This is a genomic window from Sphingomonas liriopis (genome assembly GCF_024211255.1).
GTDB lineage: Bacteria > Pseudomonadota > Alphaproteobacteria > Sphingomonadales > Sphingomonadaceae > Sphingomonas > Sphingomonas liriopis.
In genome coordinates, this window is sequence record NZ_JAMLDY010000019.1 from 32,367 (window position 1) to 54,259 (window position 21,893).

A 21,893-nucleotide genomic window follows, 5' to 3' on the forward strand; every position below is an offset into this window, starting at 1 on the left:
GAATTGCGCCCTTCATTCCTGACCCATGTCTCTTGAGGGTCGCGCCGCGGCTCAAAGGGGCTTGGCAAAACCTGTCCATGGTTACCGCCACAGCGGGTCCGGGATCGGGTCAAGCGAGGGAACATGATGACCACTTTCAGCCGTACGACGCGTAAGGCCGCGCTGCTCGCCGCAGTCACGCCATTCGCCATCCTCTATGCCGGCGCCGCCGTCGCCCAGACCAGCGCAGCGCCGTCGACCCCGCCCGCGACCCAGGATACGCTTCCTGCCGCACAGCAGAACGCCGAAGCGCGTGCCGATGCCGGTGTCCTGCCCGAAACCACCGCCGGCGATCAGTCGACCGGTTCGGACATCATCGTCACCGGATCGATCATCCGCGGTGCGGACGTCGGCCCGTCGCCGGTGTCGACGATCACCGCCGAGAACCTCGACGCGCGCGGCATCAACACCGTGCAGGGCGGTATCCAGGCGCTGTCGTCGAACAACGGCCCGGCGCTGACCAACTCGTTCACCGCCAACGGCGCGTTCGCCGGCGGTGCATCGTCGGTGTCGCTGCGCGGCCTGTCGACCAACTCGACGCTGGTTCTGTTCGACGGCCTGCGCGCCGCTTACTATCCGCTGTCGGACGACGGCACGCGCAACTTCGTCGATCTCAACACGATCCCCGACGACATCGTCGACCGGGTCGAAGTGCTGCGCGACGGCGCATCGTCGAGCTACGGCGCGGATGCGATCGCGGGCGTCGTCAACATCATCACGAAGCGCTCGGTGAAGGGCGTCTCGGGTCGTGCGGAAGCGGGCATTTCCGAGCGTGGCTACAATGCCAACCAGCGCCTGACGCTGACCGCCGGCACCGGCGACCTCGATGAGCAGGGCTACAACGCCTATGTCAGCGGCTTCTACTATCGCAGCGAAGGCGTGAAGGCGGCGTCGCTGCCCTCGCCGTTCAACACGAGCGACGAGCGTGGCATCTGTTCGAACCGCACCGGCAGCACCGTCTGCGGCCCGAACAACATCGCCAACGGCCTCGACGCGAACAACCAGTTCACCAACGGTTTCGCGACGACCCCGACGTTCTACGTGCGTCCTGCCAACGCCGCCAACACCACGGCGCTCGGCCGGTATCAGCTGCTCAATCCGGCAGCGGGTTGCCGCGTGGGCACGCCCTACAACCCGACTGCGGCCGAACTGGCGCTGCCGATCAACGCGACCGCGCCCGGCACCGTCTGCCAGGTCGATGGCCAGAAGCTGTACGGCAACGTGACGCCGGACATCGAGCGCTACGGTGCCTCGGCGCGCTTCACCGCCAAGGTCGGTGATTCGTCGGAAGCCTATCTGCAGGTCAACTTCCAGCAGGCGACGTCGAGCTACACCGGCACGCCGTCGATCATCCGCGCGAACGCGCCGGCGGGCATTCTCTTCCCGCAATATTCGACCTCGCAGAATGCGACGCCTGCGATCGATCCCAATTCGGCGATCCTCGCGCTTCCGGTGTACATCTGCCCGCGCAGCACGGTCGGTGCGTGCAACGCGACCAACGGCACGTTCAACCCGAACAACCCGTACGCGTTGCAGGGTCAGGTCGCACGGATCATCGGCACGCTGTCCGATTCGCGCGAATCGAACCAGACGCGCAGCCGCGTCTATCGTGCCGCCTTCGGCATCAACGGCACGATCCTCAACGACGTCGACTATCGCTTCGATGCGACCGCGATGCATACCGACCTGCGCCTGACGCAGAACGGCTACGTCTACATCCAGCACCTGCTCGACGTCATCAAGGACGGCAGCTACAACTTCGTCAATCCGTCGCAAAACAGCCAGGCGGTGCGCGACTATCTGACGCCGACCAACATCACCGACGACAGCTCGGACCTCGTCCAGGCCCAGTTCACCCTCGGCAAGGCGCTGTTCGCGCTGCCCGGTGGCGACCTGCGCGTCGCGGTCGGCGGATCGATCTTCTACGAAGCGGTCGATGCGCCGAGCGCCAACGCCGACTATAACGGCCCGACCCAGCGCTACTTCCGCCTCAACGCCTTCGGCACCAAGGGCAATCGTACCGTCTCGTCGGCCTTCTACGAGGTCAACGCGCCGATCTTCGATCAGCTGACGGTCAATGCATCGGGCCGCTACGATCATTATTCGAGCGGGCAGAGCGCCTTCTCGCCGAAGTTCGGTGCGCTTTTCCAGCCGATCCGCCAGGTCAGCCTGCGCGGCACCTACTCGCGCGGGTTCCGCATCCCCTCGTTCGGTGAGGCGAACGCCCTGCCCACGACGGGTTACGTGACGCAGTCGCTCAACGGCATCCCGGCGGCGTTCCTGCGCCAGTACAGCACCAATCCGGGCGCCGGTCAGATCTGTACGGCGGCGACGCCGAACAACTGCTCGGGCTACATCACCGCTTACTCGATCGGGCAGACCACGCTGGCCTCGCCGAACCTCGATCCCGAGAAGTCGCGCAGCTTCACCGGCGGCATCAAGGTCGAGCCGGTGCGCGGCCTGTCGCTGACCGTCGACTACTACAACATCAAGAAGACGGGCGCGATCACCACGCCGGATCTGTCGCCGGCGATCGCGGCCTATTATGCCGGTTCGGCGATCCCGGCGGGCTTCGAGGTCATCCCGGATGCGGTCGACGTCAACAACCCGACCGCCAAGCCGAAGATCGCGTTCGTCCGCTCGCAGCTCATCAACGCGCAGACGATCAAGTCGGAAGGCATCGATTTCGGTGCCAACGGCTTCGTCGACTTCGGGTCGTTCAAGTGGAATACCAACCTTAATGCCAGCCTCATCCTCGAGCTGAGCACGACGGTAGACGGTGTCCGCCAGACCTATGTCGACACGCTCGGCAACTTCAACCTGACGGCCGGTTCGGGCACGTTCGAGTGGAAGGGCAACTGGGTCAACACGTTCGACTTCGGCGATTTCGCGCTGACCGGCACCGTCAACTACACGTCGGGTTACGACCTGTCGGCGATGGATCAGGGCGACGCGTACAAGGATTGCGGTCAGGCACCGGCCTATTACGGCTGCCGCGTGAAGAGCTACATCACGGCGGATGCGAACGCGAGCTTCAAGGTCAACGACAAGTTCACGTTCTACGTCAATGCGCTGAACATCTTCAACCGCCTGCCTCCGATCGATCCGGTCACCTATGGCGCGTATCTGTATAACGCGGTGCAGGGCGGCGACGGCATCTTCGGCCGTCAGTATCGCGCCGGCGCGAAGTTCAACTTCTAAATCCCGTCTCCTCGGAAAACGGGAAAGGGCGGCTCCCACCGGAGCCGCCCTTTTTTTGTCTGTCGATCAGAACGGAATGAATCATCGTCCCGTTCGCCCCGGGCTTGTCGAACGGCCGGCCTCCCCTGTCGCAATGCAGGCGGGAGCGGAGGACTGCGACAGGCTCAGCCCGAACGGGTCGCGCTGATGTCATCACGCTCCCGGCGGAACGGGTCTATTCGACCCGCAACGCCAGCTTCCCGTCGCCCTCATCCACGCGTACGCTCGCGCCGTCCTTCACCTCGCCGCGCAGGATCATTTCCGCGAGCGAGTCCTGCAGGTAGCGTTGGACTGCGCGCTTCAACGGTCGTGCGCCATAGACCGGGTCGTAGCCCACCCGGCCGAGCCACGCGCGCGCGGCATCGGTCAGGTCGAGCGTCACCTTGCGGTCGGCCAGCAGCTTGCCGACGCGCGCCACCTGGATGTCGACGATCGGCGCCATGTGGCTCTGGCCCAGGCGGTGGAACAGGATCACCTCGTCCAGCCGGTTGAGGAACTCGGGCCGGAAATGCGCGCGGACGATTTCCATCACCTGCGGCTCGACGGTCTCGACGTCCTGCCCCTCTTCCAGGTTGGCCAGATACTGGCTGCCGAGGTTGCTGGTCAGGATGATGAGCGTGTTGCTGAAATCGACCGTGCGGCCCTGGCCGTCGGTCAGGCGACCGTCGTCGAGCACCTGCAACAGCACGTTGAACACGTCGCCGTGCGCCTTCTCGACCTCGTCGAACAACACGACCTGATAGGGCCGGCGCCGCACCGCCTCGGTCAGCACGCCGCCTTCCTCATAGCCGACATAGCCGGGAGGCGCGCCGATCAGCCGCGATACGGCGTGCTTCTCCATGAATTCGCTCATGTCGATGCGGACCATCGCAGAAGGGTCGTCAAACAGGAATTCGGCGAGCGCCTTGGTCAGCTCGGTCTTGCCGACGCCGGTGGGCCCGAGGAACAGGAACGAGCCCAGCGGCCGGTTCGGGTCCTGCAGCCCGGCGCGCGCACGGCGGACGGCGGTGGAGACGGCGCGTACCGCATCGGCCTGACCGATGACGCGCTTGCCGATCACCTCTTCCATGCGCAGCAATTTGTCGCGTTCGCCCTGCAGCATGCGTTCGACGGGCACGCCGGTCCAGCGGCTGACGACGCCGGCGATGTCGTCCGCGGTGACCTCCTCGCGCAGCATCGCGCCCTTCGTCGCGCCTTGCGCCTCGGCAAGCTGCTTCTCGAGCGAGGGGATGCGCCCGTAGGAGAGTTCGCCCGCCTTGGCGAGGTCGCCCGCGCGCTGCGCCTGCTCCAGCTCGAGCCGCGCGGCGTCGAGCTGTTCCTTCAGCTTCGCCTCGCCGGCGATCTTGTCCTTTTCCGCCTGCCAGCGCGTGGTCAGCTCGGCCGATTGCTGTTCGAGGTTGGCGAGCTCACCCTCCAGATTGGCGAAACGATCGCGCGAGGCGTCGTCGGTTTCGCGACGCAGCCCCTCACGCTCGATCTTCAACCGCAGGATGCGGCGGTCGAGCGTCTCGATCTCCTCGGGCTTCGATTCCACCTCCATGCGGATGCGGCTCGCCGCCTCGTCCATCAGGTCGATCGCCTTGTCGGGCAGGAAGCGGTCGGTGATGTAGCGGTTGGACAGGGTCGCCGCCGACACCAAGGCGCCGTCGGTGATCCGCACGCCATGGTGCATCTCGTACTTGTCCTTCAGCCCGCGCAGGATGCTGATCGTATCCTCGACCGTCGGTTCGCCGACGAAGACGGGCTGGAAGCGGCGCTGCAACGCCGGGTCCTTCTCGACATATTTGCGATATTCGTCGAGCGTCGTCGCGCCGACGCAATGCAGCTCGCCGCGGGCGAGCGCGGGTTTCAGCAGATTGCCCGCGTCCATCGCGCCCTCGGATTTGCCGGCGCCGATCAGCTGGTGCATCTCGTCGATGAACAGGACGATGTCGCCCTCGTCGGCCTTCACCTCGTCGAGCACGCCCTTCAGCCGCTCCTCGAACTCGCCGCGGTATTTCGCGCCGGCGATGAGCGCGCCCATGTCGAGCGACATGAGCGTGCGGCCTTTCAGCGTATCGGGGACGTCGCCGTTGGCGATGCGCAGCGCGAGCCCTTCCGCGATCGCGGTCTTGCCGACGCCGGGTTCGCCGATCAGCGCGGGGTTGTTCTTGGTGCGGCGCGCGAGGATCTGGATGGTGCGGCGGATCTCCTCGTCGCGGCCGATCACGGGGTCGAGCTTGCCGTCGCGCGCCGCCTGCGTCAGGTCGCGCGCGAACTTCTTGAGCGCGTCGTAGCGATCCTCGGCCGACGCGGTGTCGGCGGTGCGGCCGCCACGCAGGTCGTTGATCGCGGTATTGAGCGCCTCGGGCGTCGCACCCGCGGCCTTCAGCGCCTTGCCCGCCGCGGTATTGAGCGACAGCGCCAGCGCGACCAGCAACCGTTCGACGGTGACGTAGCTGTCGCCGGCCTTCTGCGCGATCTGTTCGGCGGAATCGAGGACGCGGACGGTATCGTTGTCGAGGCCGGGCGTCTGTTGTGCGCCCGAGCCGGACACCGCCGGCAGCTTGGCGAGCGCCGTATCGGTTTCGGTCACGGCACGCCGCGCGTCGCCGCCCGCCGCGGCGATCAGCCCGGCGGCCATGCCCTGCTCGTCCTCGAGCAGGGCCTTCAGGATATGCTCGGGTGCGATCCGCTGATGGTTCATGCGGATCGCGACGGTCTGCGCCGATTGGAGGAAGCCCTTGGCGCGGTCGGTAAATTTTTCGAGGTTCATGGTCGCCCCTATCTGTCTTGCACCGGATGTAGTGTTGCCATTGTGCAACACAAGAGTGTCGGTCGGCCCGCCGCGTCCGGTCGTGCGGCGTTAAAAAGCCGCACGCAATCGCTTGCTAGTGATCGCCCCACCGTTATGCTCCAGCGATACAGTCGTTCAAGACAGCACCGGGGATCCCAATGACCAAGTTCTTCGCGCTCGCCGGCGTGGCATCGATCGCGCTTGCCGCGCCGCTGCACGCCCAGACGTCCCCGCAGGCGGCCAAGCCCGCGCCGGTGGCCAGCCTCGTCAAGCAGGTCGACATCCCCTATCAGCAGTTCACGCTGCCCAACGGGCTGCGCGTCATCGTCCACACCGATCGCAAGGCGCCGGTCGTCGCGGTGAGCGTCTGGTACGACGTCGGCGCCAAGCACGAGCCCAAGGGTTCGACCGGCTTCGCGCATCTGTTCGAACATCTGATGTTCAACGGATCGGAAAACGCCCCCGACGATTTCTTCGAACCGCTGAAACAGGTCGGCGCCACCGACTTCAACGGCACCACCAACCTCGATCGCACCAATTATTTCGAGACGGTGCCGACCGGCGCGCTGGAACGCGCGCTGTTCCTGGAAAGCGACCGCATGGGCTATCTGCTCGGCGCGATCACGCAAGCCAAGCTCGACGAGCAGCGCGGAGTCGTCCAGAACGAGAAGCGCCAAGGCGACAACCAGCCCTATGGCCTGACCCGCTACAAGATCACCGAAGGGCTGTTCCCCGCCGACCACCCCTATGGCCATGACACGATCGGTTCGATGGCCGATCTGGATGCGGCATCGCTGCAGACGGTCAAGGACTGGTTCACCGGCCATTACGGCCCGAACAATGCGGTGCTGGTGCTCGCCGGCGACGTCGACGTCGCCACCGCGAAGACGCTGGTCACCAAGTATTTCGGGAGCATCAAGGCCGGGCCGAAGAGCGTCAAGCGCCCCGCGCCGGTGCCGACACTGGCCGCGCCCAAGGCGGAGACGATCAAGGATCGCGTCGCCGCGGTGATGGTGTCGCGCAACTGGGCGATTCCGGGCGGCAACGATCCCGATGCGGCGGCGCTCGACGTCGCGGCGTCGGTGCTCGGCGGGCTCGCGTCGAGCCGGCTCGACAACGTGCTCATCAAGCAGGACAAATTGGCGGTGAACGTCTCGGCCTATGCCGGCGGCGGTGCGCAGGTCAGCAATTTCGGCATCCGCGCAATCGTGAAGCCGGGCGTCGACCCGAAGCTGGTCGAGCAGCGGATCGACGCGATCCTCGCCGATTTCCTGAAGACCGGCCCGACGCAGGACGAGGTCAACCGCGTGGTGACCACCCGCGTCGCGAGCACGATCGGCGGGCTGGAATCGGTCGGCGGCTTCGGCGGCAAGGCGGTGGCGCTGGCGCAGGGTGCGTTGTTCTACGACGATCCCGGCTTCTACAAGGTGCGCCTCGCCCGTCTCGCCGCGCAGACGCCGGCGAGCGTCAAGGCGGCGGCCGACAAATGGCTCGGCCGCCCGGCCTATGCGCTCACTGTCGTGCCCGGCCCGCGCGACGCCTATGCCGAGGCGCAGGTGCCGCCCGCCGTTGCGGTGAAGGCGGCGCCCGAGACGCCGGTCAAGGGCACGCGCGGGCCGCTGCCGCCGGTCGGCGCGCTCACCGGCCTCACCTTCCCGACCGTGCAGCGCGCGAAGCTGCGTAACGGCATCGAGGTGGTCTATGCGCAGCGCAATGCGGTGCCGGTGACGCAGGCGGTGCTCAGCTTCGACGCCGGCATCGCCGCCGACGTGCCGGGCAAGCTCGGCACGCAGGGGCTGACGCTGGCGATGATCGACGAGGGCACGACCACGCTCAATTCGATCCGGTTCGCCGAGGCGAAGGAGCGGCTGGGCGCGCAGATCGGAACCGGCGGCAGCCTCGATCGCACGACGCTGTCGCTGCAGGTGCCGAGCGCCAACCTGAAGCCCGCGCTGGCGCTGTTCGCCGACGTCGCGCGCAACCCGGCGTTCGACGAGGCCGAGCTCGCGCGCGTCAAGGCGCAGACGATCGCCGGCATCCAGCAGGAGCTGACCAATCCGCAGGGGCTGATCGGTCGCGTCGTGCCGCGCGTGACCTACGGTCCCGACTATCCTTACGCCAAGGCGCAGGGGGGCGGCGATCCGCGCGCCGTCGCCGGGCTGACCCGCGCCGATCTCGTCGCGTTCCGCAACGCCTGGCTGCGTCCGGACAAGGCGAAGATCTTCGTCACCAGCGACCGGCCGCTCGCCGAGGTGACCGCGGCGCTCGACGCGGCGCTGGGCGACTGGACCGCGACGGGTGCTGCCGGGGCCAAGAACTTCGCGGTGGCGCAGACCCCGGCGAAGCCCGGCATCCTGCTGATCGATCGTCCCGACAGCCCGCAGTCGGTGATCGTCGGCGTCGTGCCGACCGCGCTGAAGGGGACGCAGGACCTGCTGCCGCTCAACACCGCCAACGACGCGCTCGGCGGCAGCTTCCTCGGCCGGCTCAACATGGACCTGCGCGAGAACAGGCATTGGTCGTACGGCGCGCGCGGCGGCTTCCAGACCGCCGAACAGGCCGCACCCTTCATCCTGTCGGCGCCGGTGCAGGCGGACAAGACCGGCCCGTCGCTTGCCTCGGCGCGCGACGACGTCGTCGCCTTCCTCGGCAAGGAGCCGATGACCGAGGTCGAGTTCCGCCGCGCGATCAACGGCGCGATCAACGCGCTGCCCGGCACCTACGAAACGTCGGACGCGGTGCTCAGCGCGATGCAGAGCAACGACCTGTACAAGCGCCCCGACGATTACCAGACGACGCTGACCGCGCGCTATCGCGGCTATACGCTGCCGCAGCTCAACACGGCCATCCAGGGCGCGCTCGACCCGAAGCGGATCACCTGGGTCGTGGTCGGCGATGCCGCCAAGGTGAAGCCGCAGCTTGACAGCCTCGGCCTGCCGGTCGAGGTCATGGCCGCAAGCGCGGTCGCCGGCGCCCCCGCCGGCCCCGTGACCGCAACCAAGTAAGGAGAGTGGCAATGGCAGACGTCGACGGCAGCTGGGACTGCACCGTGAAATCGCCGCTGGGCGACCAGAATTTGACGCTGACCGTCAACAGCGACGGGTCGAGCTTCACCGGCACCGCGTCGGGCGCGATGGGATCGAGCGACGTATCGGGCGAGGTCGACGGCAACACGATCCGCTGGAAGCAGCAGATGACCGTGCCGATGCCGATGACGCTCGACTGCGAAGCCACCGCCGAGGGCGAGACGCTGACCGGCACCGTCGGCGCCGGCGCGTTCGGCAGCTTCCCGCTGTCGGGCAAGCGCAGCTGATCGGCTTAGCCTAGCGTACCGGCGGCCCGCCTTCCGATGGAGGCGGGCCGTTTGCGTTTGGCGGGAGCGGATCGTCGGCGTTCGGGAAGGCGTAACGCCGCAACGCCGCCTCCGTTGACAAGCCCTCGTGCGTTCTGCACGAACGATGGAACGGACACCGCTCCCGACCCGGCATGCGCACCGCCGCCCCTGCCCGAAGAGGAAGAGAAGATGGCGTCGTCCACCATAGCCGCAGTCACGTTCGGCCGAACCGCTCCCGGCATCTGCGTGCGCGATATTCACGCTGCGCATGATTTCTACGTGCGGGTGCTGGGCTTCACGAAGGCGTTCGAAAACGGCGATCCGGTCGGCTTCATGGTGCTGAAAAAAGATCAGGCGGAAATACACCTCAGCCAAAAGCCGGACCACAAAGCCTCAACCGTCAACGTCATGCACATGTTCGTGAGCGATGCTTCGATGCTGTACGCGATCTGCGAAGCCGAAGGCGTCCGGATCATCAAAGGACTGACGGAAAAGGATTACGGACAACGGGCGTTCGTATTCGCGGACCCCGATGGCAACCGGATCGATATCGGCGAACGTCTTCCCTGACCAGCGGTCATTGCCAACGTAGCGTGTTCTCGAAGCCTTCGTTCGCCTTGGTCATCTTGGCCAGCCGCCGCGCATGGCTGCGGACATGGCGTGTGAACCGCACGTCGTCGTTGATACCCGTCGCCGGATAGTCGTCCTGCGCGATCAGGTCCTTGAGCCGCGCGGCGAAGCTCGCCTGCGTCTGCGTGAAGGCGGCGGGCTGGAGCGCGTGGCACAGCCATTCCTCGGCGGCGGCCTTGTCGTAATCGTCCTGCGCTTCGTAGCCACGGCGATCCGCGGCGGCCTGATCCAGCCGCGCGGCCTGAAGTCGGCGGGCCAGCCAGTGGCGGACCTGCTCTTCGTCCCATGGTTTCGCCGTCGCGGTCATCGTCGCTCAGCGCACGACGCGGGTGATGTGGCCCATCTTGCGCCCCGGGCGGGCGGTGCCCTTGCCGTAGAGGTGGAGGTGCGCGCCGGCTTCCGACAGCACCGGCTGCCAGGGATCGTCGCCGATCAGATTCTCCAGCGCCACGCTGCGCCCGGTCAGCGCGGTCGAGCCGAGCGGCAGGCCGCAGATCGCGCGGATGTGGTTTTCGAACTGCGAGGTTTCGGCGCCCTCGATCGTCCAATGCCCCGAATTGTGGACGCGCGGCGCCATTTCGTTGAACACCGGGCCGTCCGCCGTCGCAAAGAACTCGCACGCCAGCACGCCGACGTAATCGAGGCTTTCCGCGATCCGGCCGGCGAGCGCGGTCGCCTCCTCCGCCTGCGCCAGGATGTCCGCCGGCGCCGGGACGGTCGAACTGTGCAGGATCGCATCGCGGTGGACGTTGTGCGGCGGATCGTAGCGGACGGTGGCGCCGTCCTGCCCGCGCGCGATCAGGATCGAGAATTCGTAGGCGAAATCGACGAACGCCTCGAGCACCGCGGGGCCGCCGATCGCCTCCCACGCCGCATCGGCATCGGCGGGCGAGTGGAGCCGCACCTGCCCTTTGCCGTCATAGCCGAAGCGCGCGGTCTTGAGCACCGCGGGGGTGCCGACATGCGCCAGCGCCGCCTCCAGGCTCTCGCGGCTGTCGACCGCCGCCCAGCGTGCCGGGCGGCCGCCGACGCGCTCGACGAAGCGCTTCTCCGCGATTCGCTCCTGTGCCACGGCCAGCGCACGCGGGTGCGGGTGGACGGGGACGCGCTCGGCGAGCCATTCGACGGGGGCGAGCGCGATATTCTCGAACTCGTAGGTGACGACGTCGCACGCCGCGGCGAAATCGGCGAGGACGATGCGGTTGTGGTAATCGGCGCGGGTCAGGCTGGACGCGGTCTGCGCGGCGACGCTCTCGCGATCGGGGGCGAGGACGTGGGTGCGATAGCCCAGCTGCGCCGCGGCGACGCCGAGCATGCGCCCGAGCTGCCCGCCGCCGAGGATGCCGATCGTCGCGCCTGGGAGCAGCATCAGGCGGGCTCGTCGGCGACCGCGTCGGTCTGCCGCTGCCGCCACGCCTGCAACCGCTGCGACAGCGCAGGGTCGCTGGTGGCGAGGATCGCGGCGGCGAGCAGCCCGGCGTTGATCGCACCCGCCTTGCCGATCGCGAGGCACCCGACCGGGATGCCGGCGGGCATCTGGACGATCGAGAGCAGGCTGTCCTGCCCCGACAGCGCCTTGCTCTGCACCGGCACGCCGAGCACCGGCAGATGCGTCATCGCCGCCGCCATGCCGGGCAGGTGCGCCGCGCCGCCCGCGCCGGCGATCACCACCTTGAGGCCGCGGTTCGCCGCGGTCTTGGCATAATCGTAGAGCCGGTCGGGGGTGCGGTGCGCGGAGACGACCTTGATCTCATGCGCCACGCCCAGCTCGGCGAGCACGTCCGCCGCGCCGCGCATCGTGTCCCAATCGGACACGGACCCCATGATGATGCCGACCAATGTCATGGGACGCGGTTAGCGGGAGAGGCAGGGGAGGGCAACGGGCGCGCGTGGGTGCGAGTGCCTGTGATGCTAATCCTTCGTCACCCCGGACTGGTTCCGGGGTCCACTGCGCCGCAAACGCAGCGTTTCACGCCTCTTGTCCGACGCTGGCGGATGGGTGGACCCCGGAACAAGTCCGGGGTGACAAGGGGGGTATGTGGTGGAACGACCTACCGCTCGTTCAGATAGTATCGATCCGTCGCGTTCAGCGCGTCGTCCAGTTCGTAGACGATCGGCTGGCCGGTCGGAATCTCCAGCCCGGTGATCTCGTCGTCCGGGATGTTCGACAGATGCTTGACCAGCGCGCGCAGCGAATTGCCGTGCGCCGAGATCAGCACGCGCTGGCCCGCCTTGAGCACCGGTGCGATCCGCTCTTCCCAATAGGGCAGCACGCGATCGATCGTGTCCTTCAGGCTCTCGGTCGCCGGAATCGCGATGCCGGCATAGCGGCGGTCCTGCGACAGGTCGTAGGGGCTGCCCGCCTCGAGCACCGGCGGCGGCACGTCGAAGCTGCGGCGCCAGATGTGCACCTGCGCGTCGCCGTGCTTCGCTGCGGTCTCCGCCTTGTCGAGCCCGGTGAGGCCGCCGTAGTGGCGCTCGTTCAAACGCCAGTCCTTCTCCGTCGGCAGCCACAGCCGGCCCATCGCCTCCAGCGCGAGGTTCAATGTCTTGATCGCCCGCGTCTGCAGCGAGGTGAAGGTCATGTCGAAATCGAGGCCCCTGGCGGCCATCAATTCGCCCGCCGCGCGCGCCTCGGCGGCGCCCTTTTCGGTGACGTCGACGTCCCACCAGCCGGTGAAGCGGTTCTCGAGGTTCCAGCTGGACTGGCCGTGGCGGATCAGGACGAGGCGCGGCATCGAAGGCTCCCGGAAGGATATGGAGCGCGTCCGTTAATCCCCGAATGCGCGCGTGTCGAATGGTGGCGGCCGCCGGCCCCCACCGTTCGCACTGAGCTTGTCGAAGTGCGGTGTGTCTCACCTGCCCTTCGACAGTGAGCAGATGAAACGTCCCCCGGACGTTTCAGTCGAGGCCGGGGGCCTCGACGACCTGTTCACCAGGGCGAACGGTTGGGAGGGGGATGCTCGGGCGGACGATCAGATCTCGTCGATCATCCCGGTCAGCACCTCCAGGCATGACACGCCCAGCGCCTTCGACCGCTCCGGCGACCAGCCGTATGCGGCATCCGGGTTGGGATCGTGGTCCTTGAACGGCATCTCCAGCGTCACCGACACCGCGCCGAAGCGCTGCGCGAGCTGGTTGGTCGACATCGACAGATTGGCATTGCCCGCACTCGCCTTCTCGTAACCCTTCTCGACCTGGAAATCGGGTGTGTGTTCGGCGAGGCGGCGGCCGAAAGCGTAGAATTTGGCGCCGTGGTCTTCGGTCCAGTTGGGAATGCCTTCGTAGCCGGCGATGAAGTTCGCCGGGATCGCCTCGTCGCCATGGACGTCGATCGCGAAGGCGACGCCGGTCTCGTCCATCGCGTTGCGCACGCACAGCACTTCCGGGCTGCGCTCCGCCGAGGGCGCATGCCATTCGCGGTTGAGGTTCACGCCCGCGGCATTGGTGCGCAGGTGGCCGCGGCGGGTGCCGTCGGGGTTCATGTTGGGGACGACGTGGACGGTCGCCTTGGCCAGCAGCGGCGCGGCGGCGTCGCTGGTCAGCCAGTCGAGCGCGCCCTCCATCCACCATTCGGCCATCGATTCGCCGGGATGTTGGCGCGCGTAGAGCCATACGGGTTTCTCGCCCGAGCCGACCCGGAAATAATCGATCGCCTGCCCGCCGAGCGAGGTGCCGAGCTGGCGATGAGTCACCCCCGGGCGCAGCGCGATGCGCGCGACCAGATCGTCGTGCATCTCCATCGTATAGGGCGCGAAATAGGCGAACCAGGCGAGTTCGCTCTCGACCGTATAATCGAACGCCAGCACGCCGTCGGTGTAGGTCGTGTCGATCATCCGCCACGCTTGTCGATCGCTGCTGGCGCGCGTCTTGTAGCCGGGCCAGCCGAACGGATAGGCGGACTGGCCGGCGTTGACGATGCGGAAGGTCAGCCGCCGCCCGCGCGCGCCGGCGACGCGGAAATAGAACCACTGGAAGAAGTCCGACGCGTGATCCTGAACGATCTCGAGGTCGACGCGGTCGCCGTCGATCGCGACGACGCGGATGTTGCCGCCGTCGAAGGCGGCGTTGATGTGAAGGGTCATGGGGACTGCCTGATGCGTTGGTGGTGTGACTTCGTCCTCACCCTTCCGCGGCTTCGGGCCCCATGAAAGTAATACTTTCATGGGATCCCTTTGCCGCTCCCTCCCTCTCCCATCGGGAGAGGGAAAGACGCCGTCAGGCGGCGCAGGGTGAGGGTGACCTTCGTTACCTGACGGTGATCGTCCGCCCCGATTGCCCGGGGAAGCCGGTAAACATCGCGCGAGCGAGCTTGCCCGCCTGTTCGTCGGCGCCCTTGATGTCGCTGACGCCCTGCGCCTTGCCTTCCCAGACCGGCGACTGGTCGGCACGGCGCTTGATCGTCACCGCGAGTTCGGCGACCAGCACTTCGGTCGGGCGGCTCTTGCCGATCGGGAATCCGACGCCGCCGCCCAGGCCCACCCCGCCGCCGCCGCGACGTCCGCCACCGCCGGTGAAGCCGCCGCCACCGATGCCGATGCTGATCGGCGACTGGCGCGGCGGGCCCTGCCGGCTGGTGCGGGTGAAGCCGACGGTCGCGACGAAATCGGGCCGCGCGCTTTGCGCGGGCACGGTATAGCCGACCTTGAGCAGCTCGGTCTGCACCGCGGCGGCATAGGTCTTGAACTCCAGGCTGGCGGGCGCACCGCCGGACAGAGGCTCGACCGCGATCGTGCCTCGCGCGATCGGTTCGCCCAGGTGATAGCGGATCACCTCGGTCGGCGGCAGCGGCGCGGTGGTGGTGCAGCCGGCGAGTGCGGCGGCGCCCAGCCCGAGAACCAGAAGCGGACGGATGGTCATGACGGGCTACCCTTTTGCGATATGGTGTACGTGGGGAACGCTCTAACGCGCGTGCCGTTGCTTGACTATCGGGCCCGTGCTCTCTAGGCGCTCGCGCTTTCATCGACACCCAGCCAACACGAAAAGAAGCGAATCGATCATGAAGATCCGCAACAGCCTGAAATCGCTCAAGGACCGCCATCGCGACAACCGCGTGATCCGCCGCCGCGGCCGCACCTACGTCATCAACAAGACCAACCGCCGCTTCAAGGCGCGCCAGGGCTGAACCCTTTGGGGACGCCCACGGCCGTCGTCGACACCGCGGCCGTTCCCACGGCCGTCATCTTCGACGTCGGCCGGGTCCTGTACGACTGGGATCCGCGGATCCTCTACCGGCGCCTGATCGACGACGATCGGGCGCTCGATGCGTTCCTGCGCGACGTCGTCACGCACGAATGGCATTTCCAGCATGACGCCGGACGCGACTTCGCCGACACCTCGGCGGAGCTCGCCGCGCTGTACCCGCAGCATGCCGAGCTGATCGCCGCCTGGGGGCCGCGCTTCCTTGACAGCATCGGCGCGCCGATCGCGGGGATGGCCGCGCTGGTCGATGAACTGGCGGCGGCGGACGTACCGCTCTACGCGATCACCAATTTCAGCCACGAATTCTGGCCGCCGTTCCGCGCGCGCGAGGCGGCGATGTTCGATCGCTTCCGCGACGTCGTCGTGTCGGGGGTCGAGAAGCTGGTGAAGCCGGACCCCGCGATCTACCGCCTCGCGCTCGACCGGTTCGGGGTGGCGGCGGAACGCACGGTGTTCATCGACGACAATGCGGCGAACGTCGCGGGCGCGCGGAGCGTCGGGCTGATCGCGCTGCATTTCGTGGACGAGCCGACGTTGCGGGGGGAATTGCAGGCGTTGGGGCTGCTGGGTTAGCTTTTTTTGTTCGCGCGGAGGCGCGGAGGACGCAGAGCGTATGTGGGGGAACGTGACGCCTCCCCACCTCCATCCGTCATCCCGGCGAACGCCGGGACCCATGGACTCCGCAACGACCGATTCGCATCCTTACGCTCGTCCCGCCTCCATTGGTCCCGGCGTTCGCCGGGATGACGGTTGGGGGGAGCGTACGACACTCATCGCAAGCGCAACCCCTCTGCGTTCTCCGCGCCTCCGCGCGAACATCCTCTTCTTCTTCGCGGCTTCGCGTCTTCGCGTGAAACCCACCTTCGTCATCCCCGCGAAGGCGGGGATCCATACTGGCTGACGCCGGCGCTTCCTGCCCCGACCGGCGTGATTATGGATTCCCGCCTTCGCGGGAATGACGAGGGGTAGGTCAGGTCAGACCCGCTCCACCGCGTTCACCGCATCCGCGGCCCGCAACGCCGCGATCAGGCGCATCAGCTGGTGGATGTCGTGGACCTCGACGTCGATGACGTTGGTGTGGAAGATCGAGTCGCGCGTATCGAGGCGCAGCGCGATGATGTTCGCGCGGTGCGCGCCGATGATCGTCGAGACGATGCCGAGCGCGCCGGGTTCGTTCTTCACCTGCACCGCGATCCGCGCCACCGCGCCCTCGCCCTGGTCGCCCCAGTCGACGTCGACCCAGTCGGTCTCGTCGGCGCCACGCTCGGCCAGTTCGGCGAGCACGCGGCAGTCGATCGCATGCACCTCGATCCCCGCATCCGGGCGGCGCAGCCCGACGATGCGGTCGCCCGGCACCGGGTGGCAGCATTCGGCGAGGTCGAAGGCGACGCCGGGGGTCAGCCCCTTGATCGAGATCGCGGTCGATTGCGGCGCGAGCAGCCCGGCGTCGGCGCCCGCCGATCCCGGCATCAACGCCTCCATCACCGCGGCATCGGACAGCGTCCGCCGCGCGATCGCGGTCATCAGCGCCGCCTCGTCGGCGAGCTTCAACCGCGACAGCGCATGCGGCAGCGCATCGTTGCCGAGCTGCGCGGGCAGGCGGCGGACGATGTCGTCGTACAATTTGCGGCCCAGCGAGATGAGCTCGTCGCGCTCGCGATGGCGCAGGTGGCGGCGGATGCCGGCCAGCGCCTTCCCCGTGATCGCGAAGTTAAGCCAGCCGGGCTGCGGCACCTGCCCCTTCGAGCGCAGCACCTGCACCTGGTCGCCGTTCTCGATCACCGTCGACAGTGGCACGACGCGGCCGTTGATCTTGGCGCCGACCGCCTGGTCGCCGAGGTCGGTATGGACCGCATAGGCGAAATCGATCGGCGTCGCGCCCTTGGGCAGCTGGATCAGCTCGCCCTTCGGAGTGAAGGCGAAGATGCGATCCTGGTACATCGCCATGCGCGTGTGTTCGAGCAGCTCTTCGGGGCTGCCGGCGGTCTCGAGAATCTCGACGAGGTCGGCGATCCAGCTGTGCTGGCTGTCCGCGCGGACCTTCTTTTCCTTGTACGCCCAATGCGCGGCGAGGCCGAATTCCGCCTCGGCATGCATCTCCGCGGTCCTGATCTGGATCTCGATGCGCGCATTGTCGGCGTGGATCACGCTCGTGTGCAGCGAGCGATAGCCGTTGCGCTTGGGGGTCGAGATGTAGTCCTTGAACCGCCCCGGCACCATCGGCCAGCGGCGGTGGATGACGCCCAGCACCTTGTAGCAATCCTCGACCGTCGGCACGATCGCGCGGAACGCCATGATGTCGGACAGCTGTTCGAAGCTGATGTGACGCTCGCTCATCTTGCGCCAGATCGAATAGGGATGCTTCTCGCGCCCGGTCACCTCGGCCTCGACCCCGGCGCGCCCGAGCAGCAGCTTGAGGCCGGAGGCGATCCGCGCGATCCGGTCGCCGCCGCCGGTCTTCAATTGCTCCAGCCGCCGGGCGATCGACTCGTACGCCTCGGGTTCGAGCTGCGCGAAGGCGAGCGTCTGCATCTCCTTCATGAACTCGTACATGCCGATCCGCTCGGCGAGCGGGGCGTAGATGTCCATCGTCTCCTTCGCGATCCGCCGCCGCTTCTCGGGCTTCGGAATGTGATGGAGCGTGCGCATGTTGTGCAGGCGGTCGGCGAGCTTGACCAGCAGCACGCGGATGTCGTCCGACATGGCGAGCAGGAACTTGCGCAGGTTCTCGGCGGCGCGTTCGTTCTCGGTCTGCGCCTCGATCTTGCTGAGCTTGGTGACGCCGTCGACCAGCCGCGCGACGTTGCTGCCGAAGACGCGCTCGATCTCCTCCGACGTCGCGACCGTGTCCTCGACCGTGTCGTGCAGGATCGCGGTGGCGATCGTCTCGTCGTCGAGCCTCAGATCGGTGAGGATGCCGGCGACTTCGATCGGATGGCTGAAATAGGGGTCGCCGCTGGCGCGCTTCTGCGAGCCGTGCGCCTGCATCGAAAAGACATAGGCGCGATTGAGCAGCGCCTCGTCGGCGTCCGGGTCGTAGTCGAGCACGCGGTCGACCAGTTCGTATTGCCGTAGCACGACGACCACATGGGGGAGGGCGATGCCGCTTTGCAACATATTGTTGCGTTTTTTCGGGCCGGTTTCGCCGGGCGGGTATCGCCGGCGGCGTGCGCAACAGTATCCGCCGCGGATTATTCGGGTGGCCCTGCACACGGATCGACCCGGCCGGAACGACGAGAACGGATCAATCGGCGGTGGGGCGCCGCGCCGCTCCGACGATACACCTTGCAGCCGGATCAGCACCGATCCGTCGTCCGGAGGGCATCATGGGTATCACCGCCGATTTTCTGATCAAGCACGTCCGCCCGCTCGACGTGCAGGCCGTCGCCACGATCTTCGACCGGGGTTTCGAAACCTATCTGCGCACCGTGCTCGGCATGTCGGTGCAGGAGGTCACCGCGCTGAAGCACGCCTGGACGACCACCGCGGGACTCAATCCGGGGACGCAGCAGGCGCAGTTCGTCACCGCCGCCGATCAGGTCGCGCAGGCGCGCTGGACGCAGCTGTACCAGACCAGCGCCAGCACGATCTTCTACCTGACCAGCGCGCAGCTCGCGACGCTGAGCCACGGCGGGCAATTGTCGGGTCCCAACCGGTCGCGCGTCATCGATTTCAGCGGCGACCCGATCTGCATCGCGGTCACCATCCGCCGCAACGCCGCGCCGCAGCTGCTGGCGAACGTCACCGGTATCAATGCGACCACCGATGCGAATGCGAACATCGTGCACCTCATCGGCCCGGCCTGAGCAGACGCGCGCGACCGGCCCCCGCGGGCCGGTCGCGTCGGATCAGCCCTTCTTCGCCTTGGCATTGCATTTGGCGAGCTGGTCGGCGTCATAGGCCCGGCCGGCGACCGCGAAGCTGGTCAGCGCCCCCACCTGTCGCACCACCAGCTCGCACAGCACCGCGGGGCGCTCGGGCGCCGACCCGGCGACGAATCCACCGTTCTGCGAGCGCCACACGGTCGAGCGCGTGATGAAGCTGGTCTTCGCCGATGCCGCAGCGGGGACGGCGACATATTGATCGGCCGGCGCGGCGACGGCGGCGGTGCCGGACAGTGTGGCGACCGCGAGCGCGAGCAGGGCGAACGATTTCATGGGAGAATCCTTTTCCGGACGGTCTGAACGACAGCGATGCCGTCGCCTAATGTTATAGGTTGCAGGTTGCAACTGAAAACGTATAAAGGTCTTACGCGGCTGTGCTTTTCCGCTAGGTTCGCGGTCGCAAAGGATCGAGATGACGACACCGGCCGATGGGCCCCGATTGCGCGAGACGCTTCGCGAATGCAGCCTGCCCGCCGCGCTGGAAGCGATGGGCGAACGCTGGGCGTTCCTGATCCTGCGCGCGGCGTTCAACGGGCTGCATCATTTCGAGGAATTCCAGGGCGAGCTCGGCATCGCGCGCAACATCCTCGCCAACCGGCTGGCGCGGCTGGTCGATCACGGCATCCTGCAACGCGAGCCGCTGCCCGGCGACCGCCGCAAGATCCGCTACACGCTGACCGAAAAGGGGCATGCGCTGCTGCCGACGATGATTGCGCTGAGACAATGGGGCGAGCGCTGGGAATTGTGCGCGCCGGCCTTCCCGATCCTGGTCGACACGCGCGACCGGCGGCCGATCGCGGCCGTTGCCGTCCATGCGCACGATGGCCGCGTGCTCGAGAAGGGCGACCTGATCTGGGCGCTGCCCGAAGAGGTCTCGGGGGGCGAGACCGCCTAGAGCCGCTCGAGGAACGCGCGCACCGCGTCGCCGATCGCGAGCGGGCGTCCGGTCGGCAGGTGGACGTTGACCATCACCAGCAGGATCATCGCGTGCAGCGCGCCGGTGTCGCCGTGCGCCAGATCCATCGCCAACGTCAGGCTGGTCGCGCCGACGCGGTCGATCCGGACGTGCGCCTCGATCGTATCGCCCCAGACGAAGGGCTTGAGATAGTCGACCTCGGCCTTGCGGACGTGGAATTCGGTGTGGCGCCAGACGTCGCCGAGCGCTTCGGCGATCCCCGTCCATTCCCAGAATTCGGTCGCGGCGACGTCGGCATATTCGAGGTAGCGCGAATTGAAGACGACCTTCTGCCCGTCGATCTCGGCGTAGCGCACCCGGAACCGCGTGGAGAAGGCGAAGCCCGCCCTCACGCCGCCACCGGGCCTTCGCCCGACTGGTCGGGCTCGGCCGCGGGGCGGTGGCCCCAGCGCACGAGCGACCAGGCGCGCTCGTGGAAATAGAATAGCAGGATCTTGGTGACGACCTCGGTCCCTGCGATCGACCCGGCGATCCTGGCGTTGCCGCTGGTGAACAGCATGCCGAGCACGAACGTGTCGATCGATCCGACGGTGCGCCACGACACCGCCTTCAGGAACGAACGCGGATGGCTTTCCAGCCCGCGGAACACGAACATCAGCCTGCCTTTCGGCCCGGGGTGTTGACGCCCATCGACTGGAGGTAGCGCTTCACGTTGCGCGCCGCCTGGCGCAGCCGTTGCTCGTTCTCGACCAGCGCGATGCGGACGAAGCCCTCGCCGTTCTCGCCATAGCCGACGCCGGGCGCGACCGCGACCTGCGCGTGGGTGAGCAATTGCTTGCTGAATTCGAGGCTGCCGAGGTGCGCGACCGCTGGCGGCAGCGGCGCCCAGGCGAACATCGACGCGCGCGGCGCGGGGATCTCCCAGCCCGCGCGGCCGAAGCTTTCGACCAGCACGTCGCGGCGCTTGTGGTAGAGCTGGCGGTTCTTCTCGACGATGTCCTGCGGGCCGTTGAGCGCCGCGCACGCCGCCGCCTGGATCGGCGTGAACGCGCCGTAATCGAGGTAGGACTTCACCCGCGTCATCGCCGCGATCAGCTTCGCGTTGCCGACCGCGAAACCGATCCGCCAGCCCGCCATGCTGTAGGTCTTGCTGAGCGAGGTGAACTCGACCGCGATGTCCTTGGCGCCCTTCACCTGCAGGATCGAGGGCGTCGGATTGCCGTCGTAATACAGCTCGGAATAGGCGAGGTCGGAGATGACCCAGACCTGGTTTTCCTTCGCCCACGCCACCAGCCGTTCGTAGAAGGCGAGGTCGACCGCCTCCGCGGTCGGGTTGGACGGATAATTGACCACCAGCACCGACGGGCGCGGCACGGTGAACGCCATCGCGCGCTCGAGGCTTTCGAAATAGGCCTCGTCGGGCGTCGTCGGCACCGCCCGGATCGTCGCGCCAGCGATGATGAAGCCGAAGGTGTGGATCGGATAGGACGGGTTGGGCGCCAGCACGACGTCGCCCGGCGCGGTGATTGCCGTCGCAAGGCTGGCCAGCCCTTCCTTCGATCCCATCGTCACCACGACCTCGGTCTCGGGATCGAGGTCGACGCCGAAGCGGCGGCCGTAATAATTGGCCTGCGCGCGGCGCAGGCCGGGAATGCCCTTCGACTGCGAATAGCCGTGCGCGTCGGGCTTGCGCGTCACCTCGATCAGTTTTTCGAGGACGTGCTCGGGCGGCGGCAGGTCGGGATTGCCCATGCCGAGATCGATGATGTCCTCGCCGCCCGCGCGCGCCGCGGCCCGCATGCCGTTGACTTCGGCGATGACATAGGGCGGCAGGCGCTTGATGCGGTAGAATTCGTCGGACATGGGTCACCT

At 67.3% G+C, this 21,893-nt stretch carries 20 protein-coding genes; 8 read left to right on the forward strand and 12 right to left on the reverse strand.

The genetic code is table 11. The features are described 5' to 3' along the window. Positions 1 to 126 precede the first annotated feature (126 nt). Positions 127 to 3,240, forward strand: coding sequence for a TonB-dependent receptor domain-containing protein (locus tag M9979_RS14375; RefSeq protein ID WP_254290078.1), 3,114 nt, complete (start codon positions 127 to 129; stop codon positions 3,238 to 3,240). A gap of 214 nt (positions 3,241 to 3,454) precedes the next feature. On the opposite strand, the gene clpB is transcribed toward M9979_RS14375, so the two are convergent. After that, positions 3,455 to 6,034, reverse strand: a complete 2,580-nt coding sequence (gene clpB, locus M9979_RS14380) for an ATP-dependent chaperone ClpB (RefSeq protein ID WP_254290048.1) — start codon at positions 6,032 to 6,034, stop codon at positions 3,455 to 3,457. Positions 6,035 to 6,213: 179 nt separating this feature from the next. Here clpB and M9979_RS14385 point away from each other — a divergent pair, with 179 nt between their 5' ends. The 3 genes from M9979_RS14385 (at position 6,214) to M9979_RS14395 (ending at position 9,959) form a co-directional block, all read left to right on the forward strand. Continuing rightward, positions 6,214 to 9,060: a M16 family metallopeptidase gene (locus M9979_RS14385; protein WP_254290049.1), complete on the forward strand. Its 2,847-nt coding sequence runs from the start codon at positions 6,214 to 6,216 to the stop codon at positions 9,058 to 9,060. Between the two features lie 11 nt (positions 9,061 to 9,071). Then, positions 9,072 to 9,368: a DUF3833 domain-containing protein gene (locus M9979_RS14390; protein WP_254290050.1), complete on the forward strand. Its 297-nt coding sequence runs from the start codon at positions 9,072 to 9,074 to the stop codon at positions 9,366 to 9,368. A gap of 210 nt (positions 9,369 to 9,578) precedes the next feature. Beyond that, positions 9,579 to 9,959, forward strand: coding sequence for a glyoxalase superfamily protein (locus M9979_RS14395; protein ID WP_254290051.1), 381 nt, complete (start codon positions 9,579 to 9,581; stop codon positions 9,957 to 9,959). A 7-nt stretch (positions 9,960 to 9,966) separates the two neighbouring features. On the opposite strand, the gene M9979_RS14400 is transcribed toward M9979_RS14395, so the two are convergent. From M9979_RS14400 to M9979_RS14425, 6 genes are all read right to left on the reverse strand, one after another. Continuing rightward, positions 9,967 to 10,326 (reverse strand): hypothetical protein, encoded by a 360-nt coding sequence (locus M9979_RS14400; RefSeq protein ID WP_254290052.1) that lies wholly within the window; start codon positions 10,324 to 10,326, stop codon positions 9,967 to 9,969. Between the two features lie 6 nt (positions 10,327 to 10,332). Then, positions 10,333 to 11,388 (reverse strand): 5-(carboxyamino)imidazole ribonucleotide synthase, encoded by a 1,056-nt coding sequence (locus M9979_RS14405; protein ID WP_254290053.1) that lies wholly within the window; start codon positions 11,386 to 11,388, stop codon positions 10,333 to 10,335. Next, the gene (gene purE / locus M9979_RS14410) at positions 11,388 to 11,864 is read right to left on the reverse strand and encodes a 5-(carboxyamino)imidazole ribonucleotide mutase (protein WP_254290054.1); all 477 of its coding nucleotides are present in this window, start codon (positions 11,862 to 11,864) and stop codon (positions 11,388 to 11,390) included. The genes M9979_RS14405 and purE overlap by 1 nt, the downstream gene beginning before the upstream one ends. Positions 11,865 to 12,070: 206 nt before the next feature. Beyond that, a complete protein-coding gene (gene gpmA / locus M9979_RS14415; protein ID WP_254290055.1) occupies positions 12,071 to 12,757 on the reverse strand; it encodes a 2,3-diphosphoglycerate-dependent phosphoglycerate mutase in 687 nt (228 codons plus the stop codon). A gap of 237 nt (positions 12,758 to 12,994) precedes the next feature. Beyond that, positions 12,995 to 14,104, reverse strand: a complete 1,110-nt coding sequence (locus M9979_RS14420; protein ID WP_254290056.1) for a M14 family metallopeptidase — start codon at positions 14,102 to 14,104, stop codon at positions 12,995 to 12,997. Positions 14,105 to 14,267: 163 nt separating this feature from the next. Then, positions 14,268 to 14,879: a DUF4136 domain-containing protein gene (locus M9979_RS14425; protein WP_254290057.1), complete on the reverse strand. Its 612-nt coding sequence runs from the start codon at positions 14,877 to 14,879 to the stop codon at positions 14,268 to 14,270. A 139-nt stretch (positions 14,880 to 15,018) separates the two neighbouring features. On the opposite strand from M9979_RS14425, the gene ykgO reads away from it, so the two are divergent. Together ykgO and M9979_RS14435 are read left to right on the forward strand one after the other, a co-directional pair. Further along, positions 15,019 to 15,144, forward strand: coding sequence for a type B 50S ribosomal protein L36 (gene ykgO, locus M9979_RS14430; RefSeq protein WP_003046794.1), 126 nt, complete (start codon positions 15,019 to 15,021; stop codon positions 15,142 to 15,144). Between the two features lie 5 nt (positions 15,145 to 15,149). After that, positions 15,150 to 15,794, forward strand: a complete 645-nt coding sequence (locus M9979_RS14435; protein ID WP_254290058.1) for an HAD family hydrolase — start codon at positions 15,150 to 15,152, stop codon at positions 15,792 to 15,794. A 402-nt stretch (positions 15,795 to 16,196) separates the two neighbouring features. Here M9979_RS14435 and M9979_RS14440 read toward each other — a convergent pair whose 3' ends face one another. Next, the gene (locus M9979_RS14440; protein WP_254290079.1) at positions 16,197 to 18,299 is read right to left on the reverse strand and encodes a RelA/SpoT family protein; all 2,103 of its coding nucleotides are present in this window, start codon (positions 18,297 to 18,299) and stop codon (positions 16,197 to 16,199) included. Between the two features lie 248 nt (positions 18,300 to 18,547). Between M9979_RS14440 and M9979_RS14445 the strand changes: the two genes are divergently transcribed. After that, entirely contained in the window at positions 18,548 to 19,027 is a 480-nt protein-coding gene (locus M9979_RS14445; protein WP_254290059.1) for a hypothetical protein, read from the forward strand. A 42-nt stretch (positions 19,028 to 19,069) separates the two neighbouring features. Here the strand turns inward: M9979_RS14445 and M9979_RS14450 are convergent, their stop codons facing one another. Continuing rightward, positions 19,070 to 19,378, reverse strand: a complete 309-nt coding sequence (locus tag M9979_RS14450) for a CC_3452 family protein (protein ID WP_254290060.1) — start codon at positions 19,376 to 19,378, stop codon at positions 19,070 to 19,072. 139 nt (positions 19,379 to 19,517) lie between these two features. On the opposite strand from M9979_RS14450, the gene M9979_RS14455 reads away from it, so the two are divergent. Then, on the forward strand, positions 19,518 to 20,000 hold the full coding sequence (locus tag M9979_RS14455; protein ID WP_254290061.1) for a winged helix-turn-helix transcriptional regulator: 483 nt from the start codon (positions 19,518 to 19,520) through the stop codon (positions 19,998 to 20,000). On the opposite strand, the gene M9979_RS14460 is transcribed toward M9979_RS14455, so the two are convergent. From M9979_RS14460 to M9979_RS14470, 3 genes are read right to left on the reverse strand one after another with little or no spacing between them, the layout of a single operon-like run. Then, entirely contained in the window at positions 19,997 to 20,413 is a 417-nt protein-coding gene (locus M9979_RS14460) for an acyl-CoA thioesterase (protein ID WP_254290062.1), read from the reverse strand. The genes M9979_RS14455 and M9979_RS14460 overlap by 4 nt on opposite strands. After that, positions 20,410 to 20,676, reverse strand: coding sequence for a DUF2061 domain-containing protein (locus M9979_RS14465; protein ID WP_254290063.1), 267 nt, complete (start codon positions 20,674 to 20,676; stop codon positions 20,410 to 20,412). Before M9979_RS14465 ends, M9979_RS14460 begins: the two co-directional genes overlap by 4 nt. Beyond that, positions 20,676 to 21,884, reverse strand: coding sequence for an LL-diaminopimelate aminotransferase (locus M9979_RS14470; RefSeq protein ID WP_254290064.1), 1,209 nt, complete (start codon positions 21,882 to 21,884; stop codon positions 20,676 to 20,678). The genes M9979_RS14465 and M9979_RS14470 overlap by 1 nt, the downstream gene beginning before the upstream one ends. Between the last annotated feature and the right edge of the window lie 9 nt (positions 21,885 to 21,893).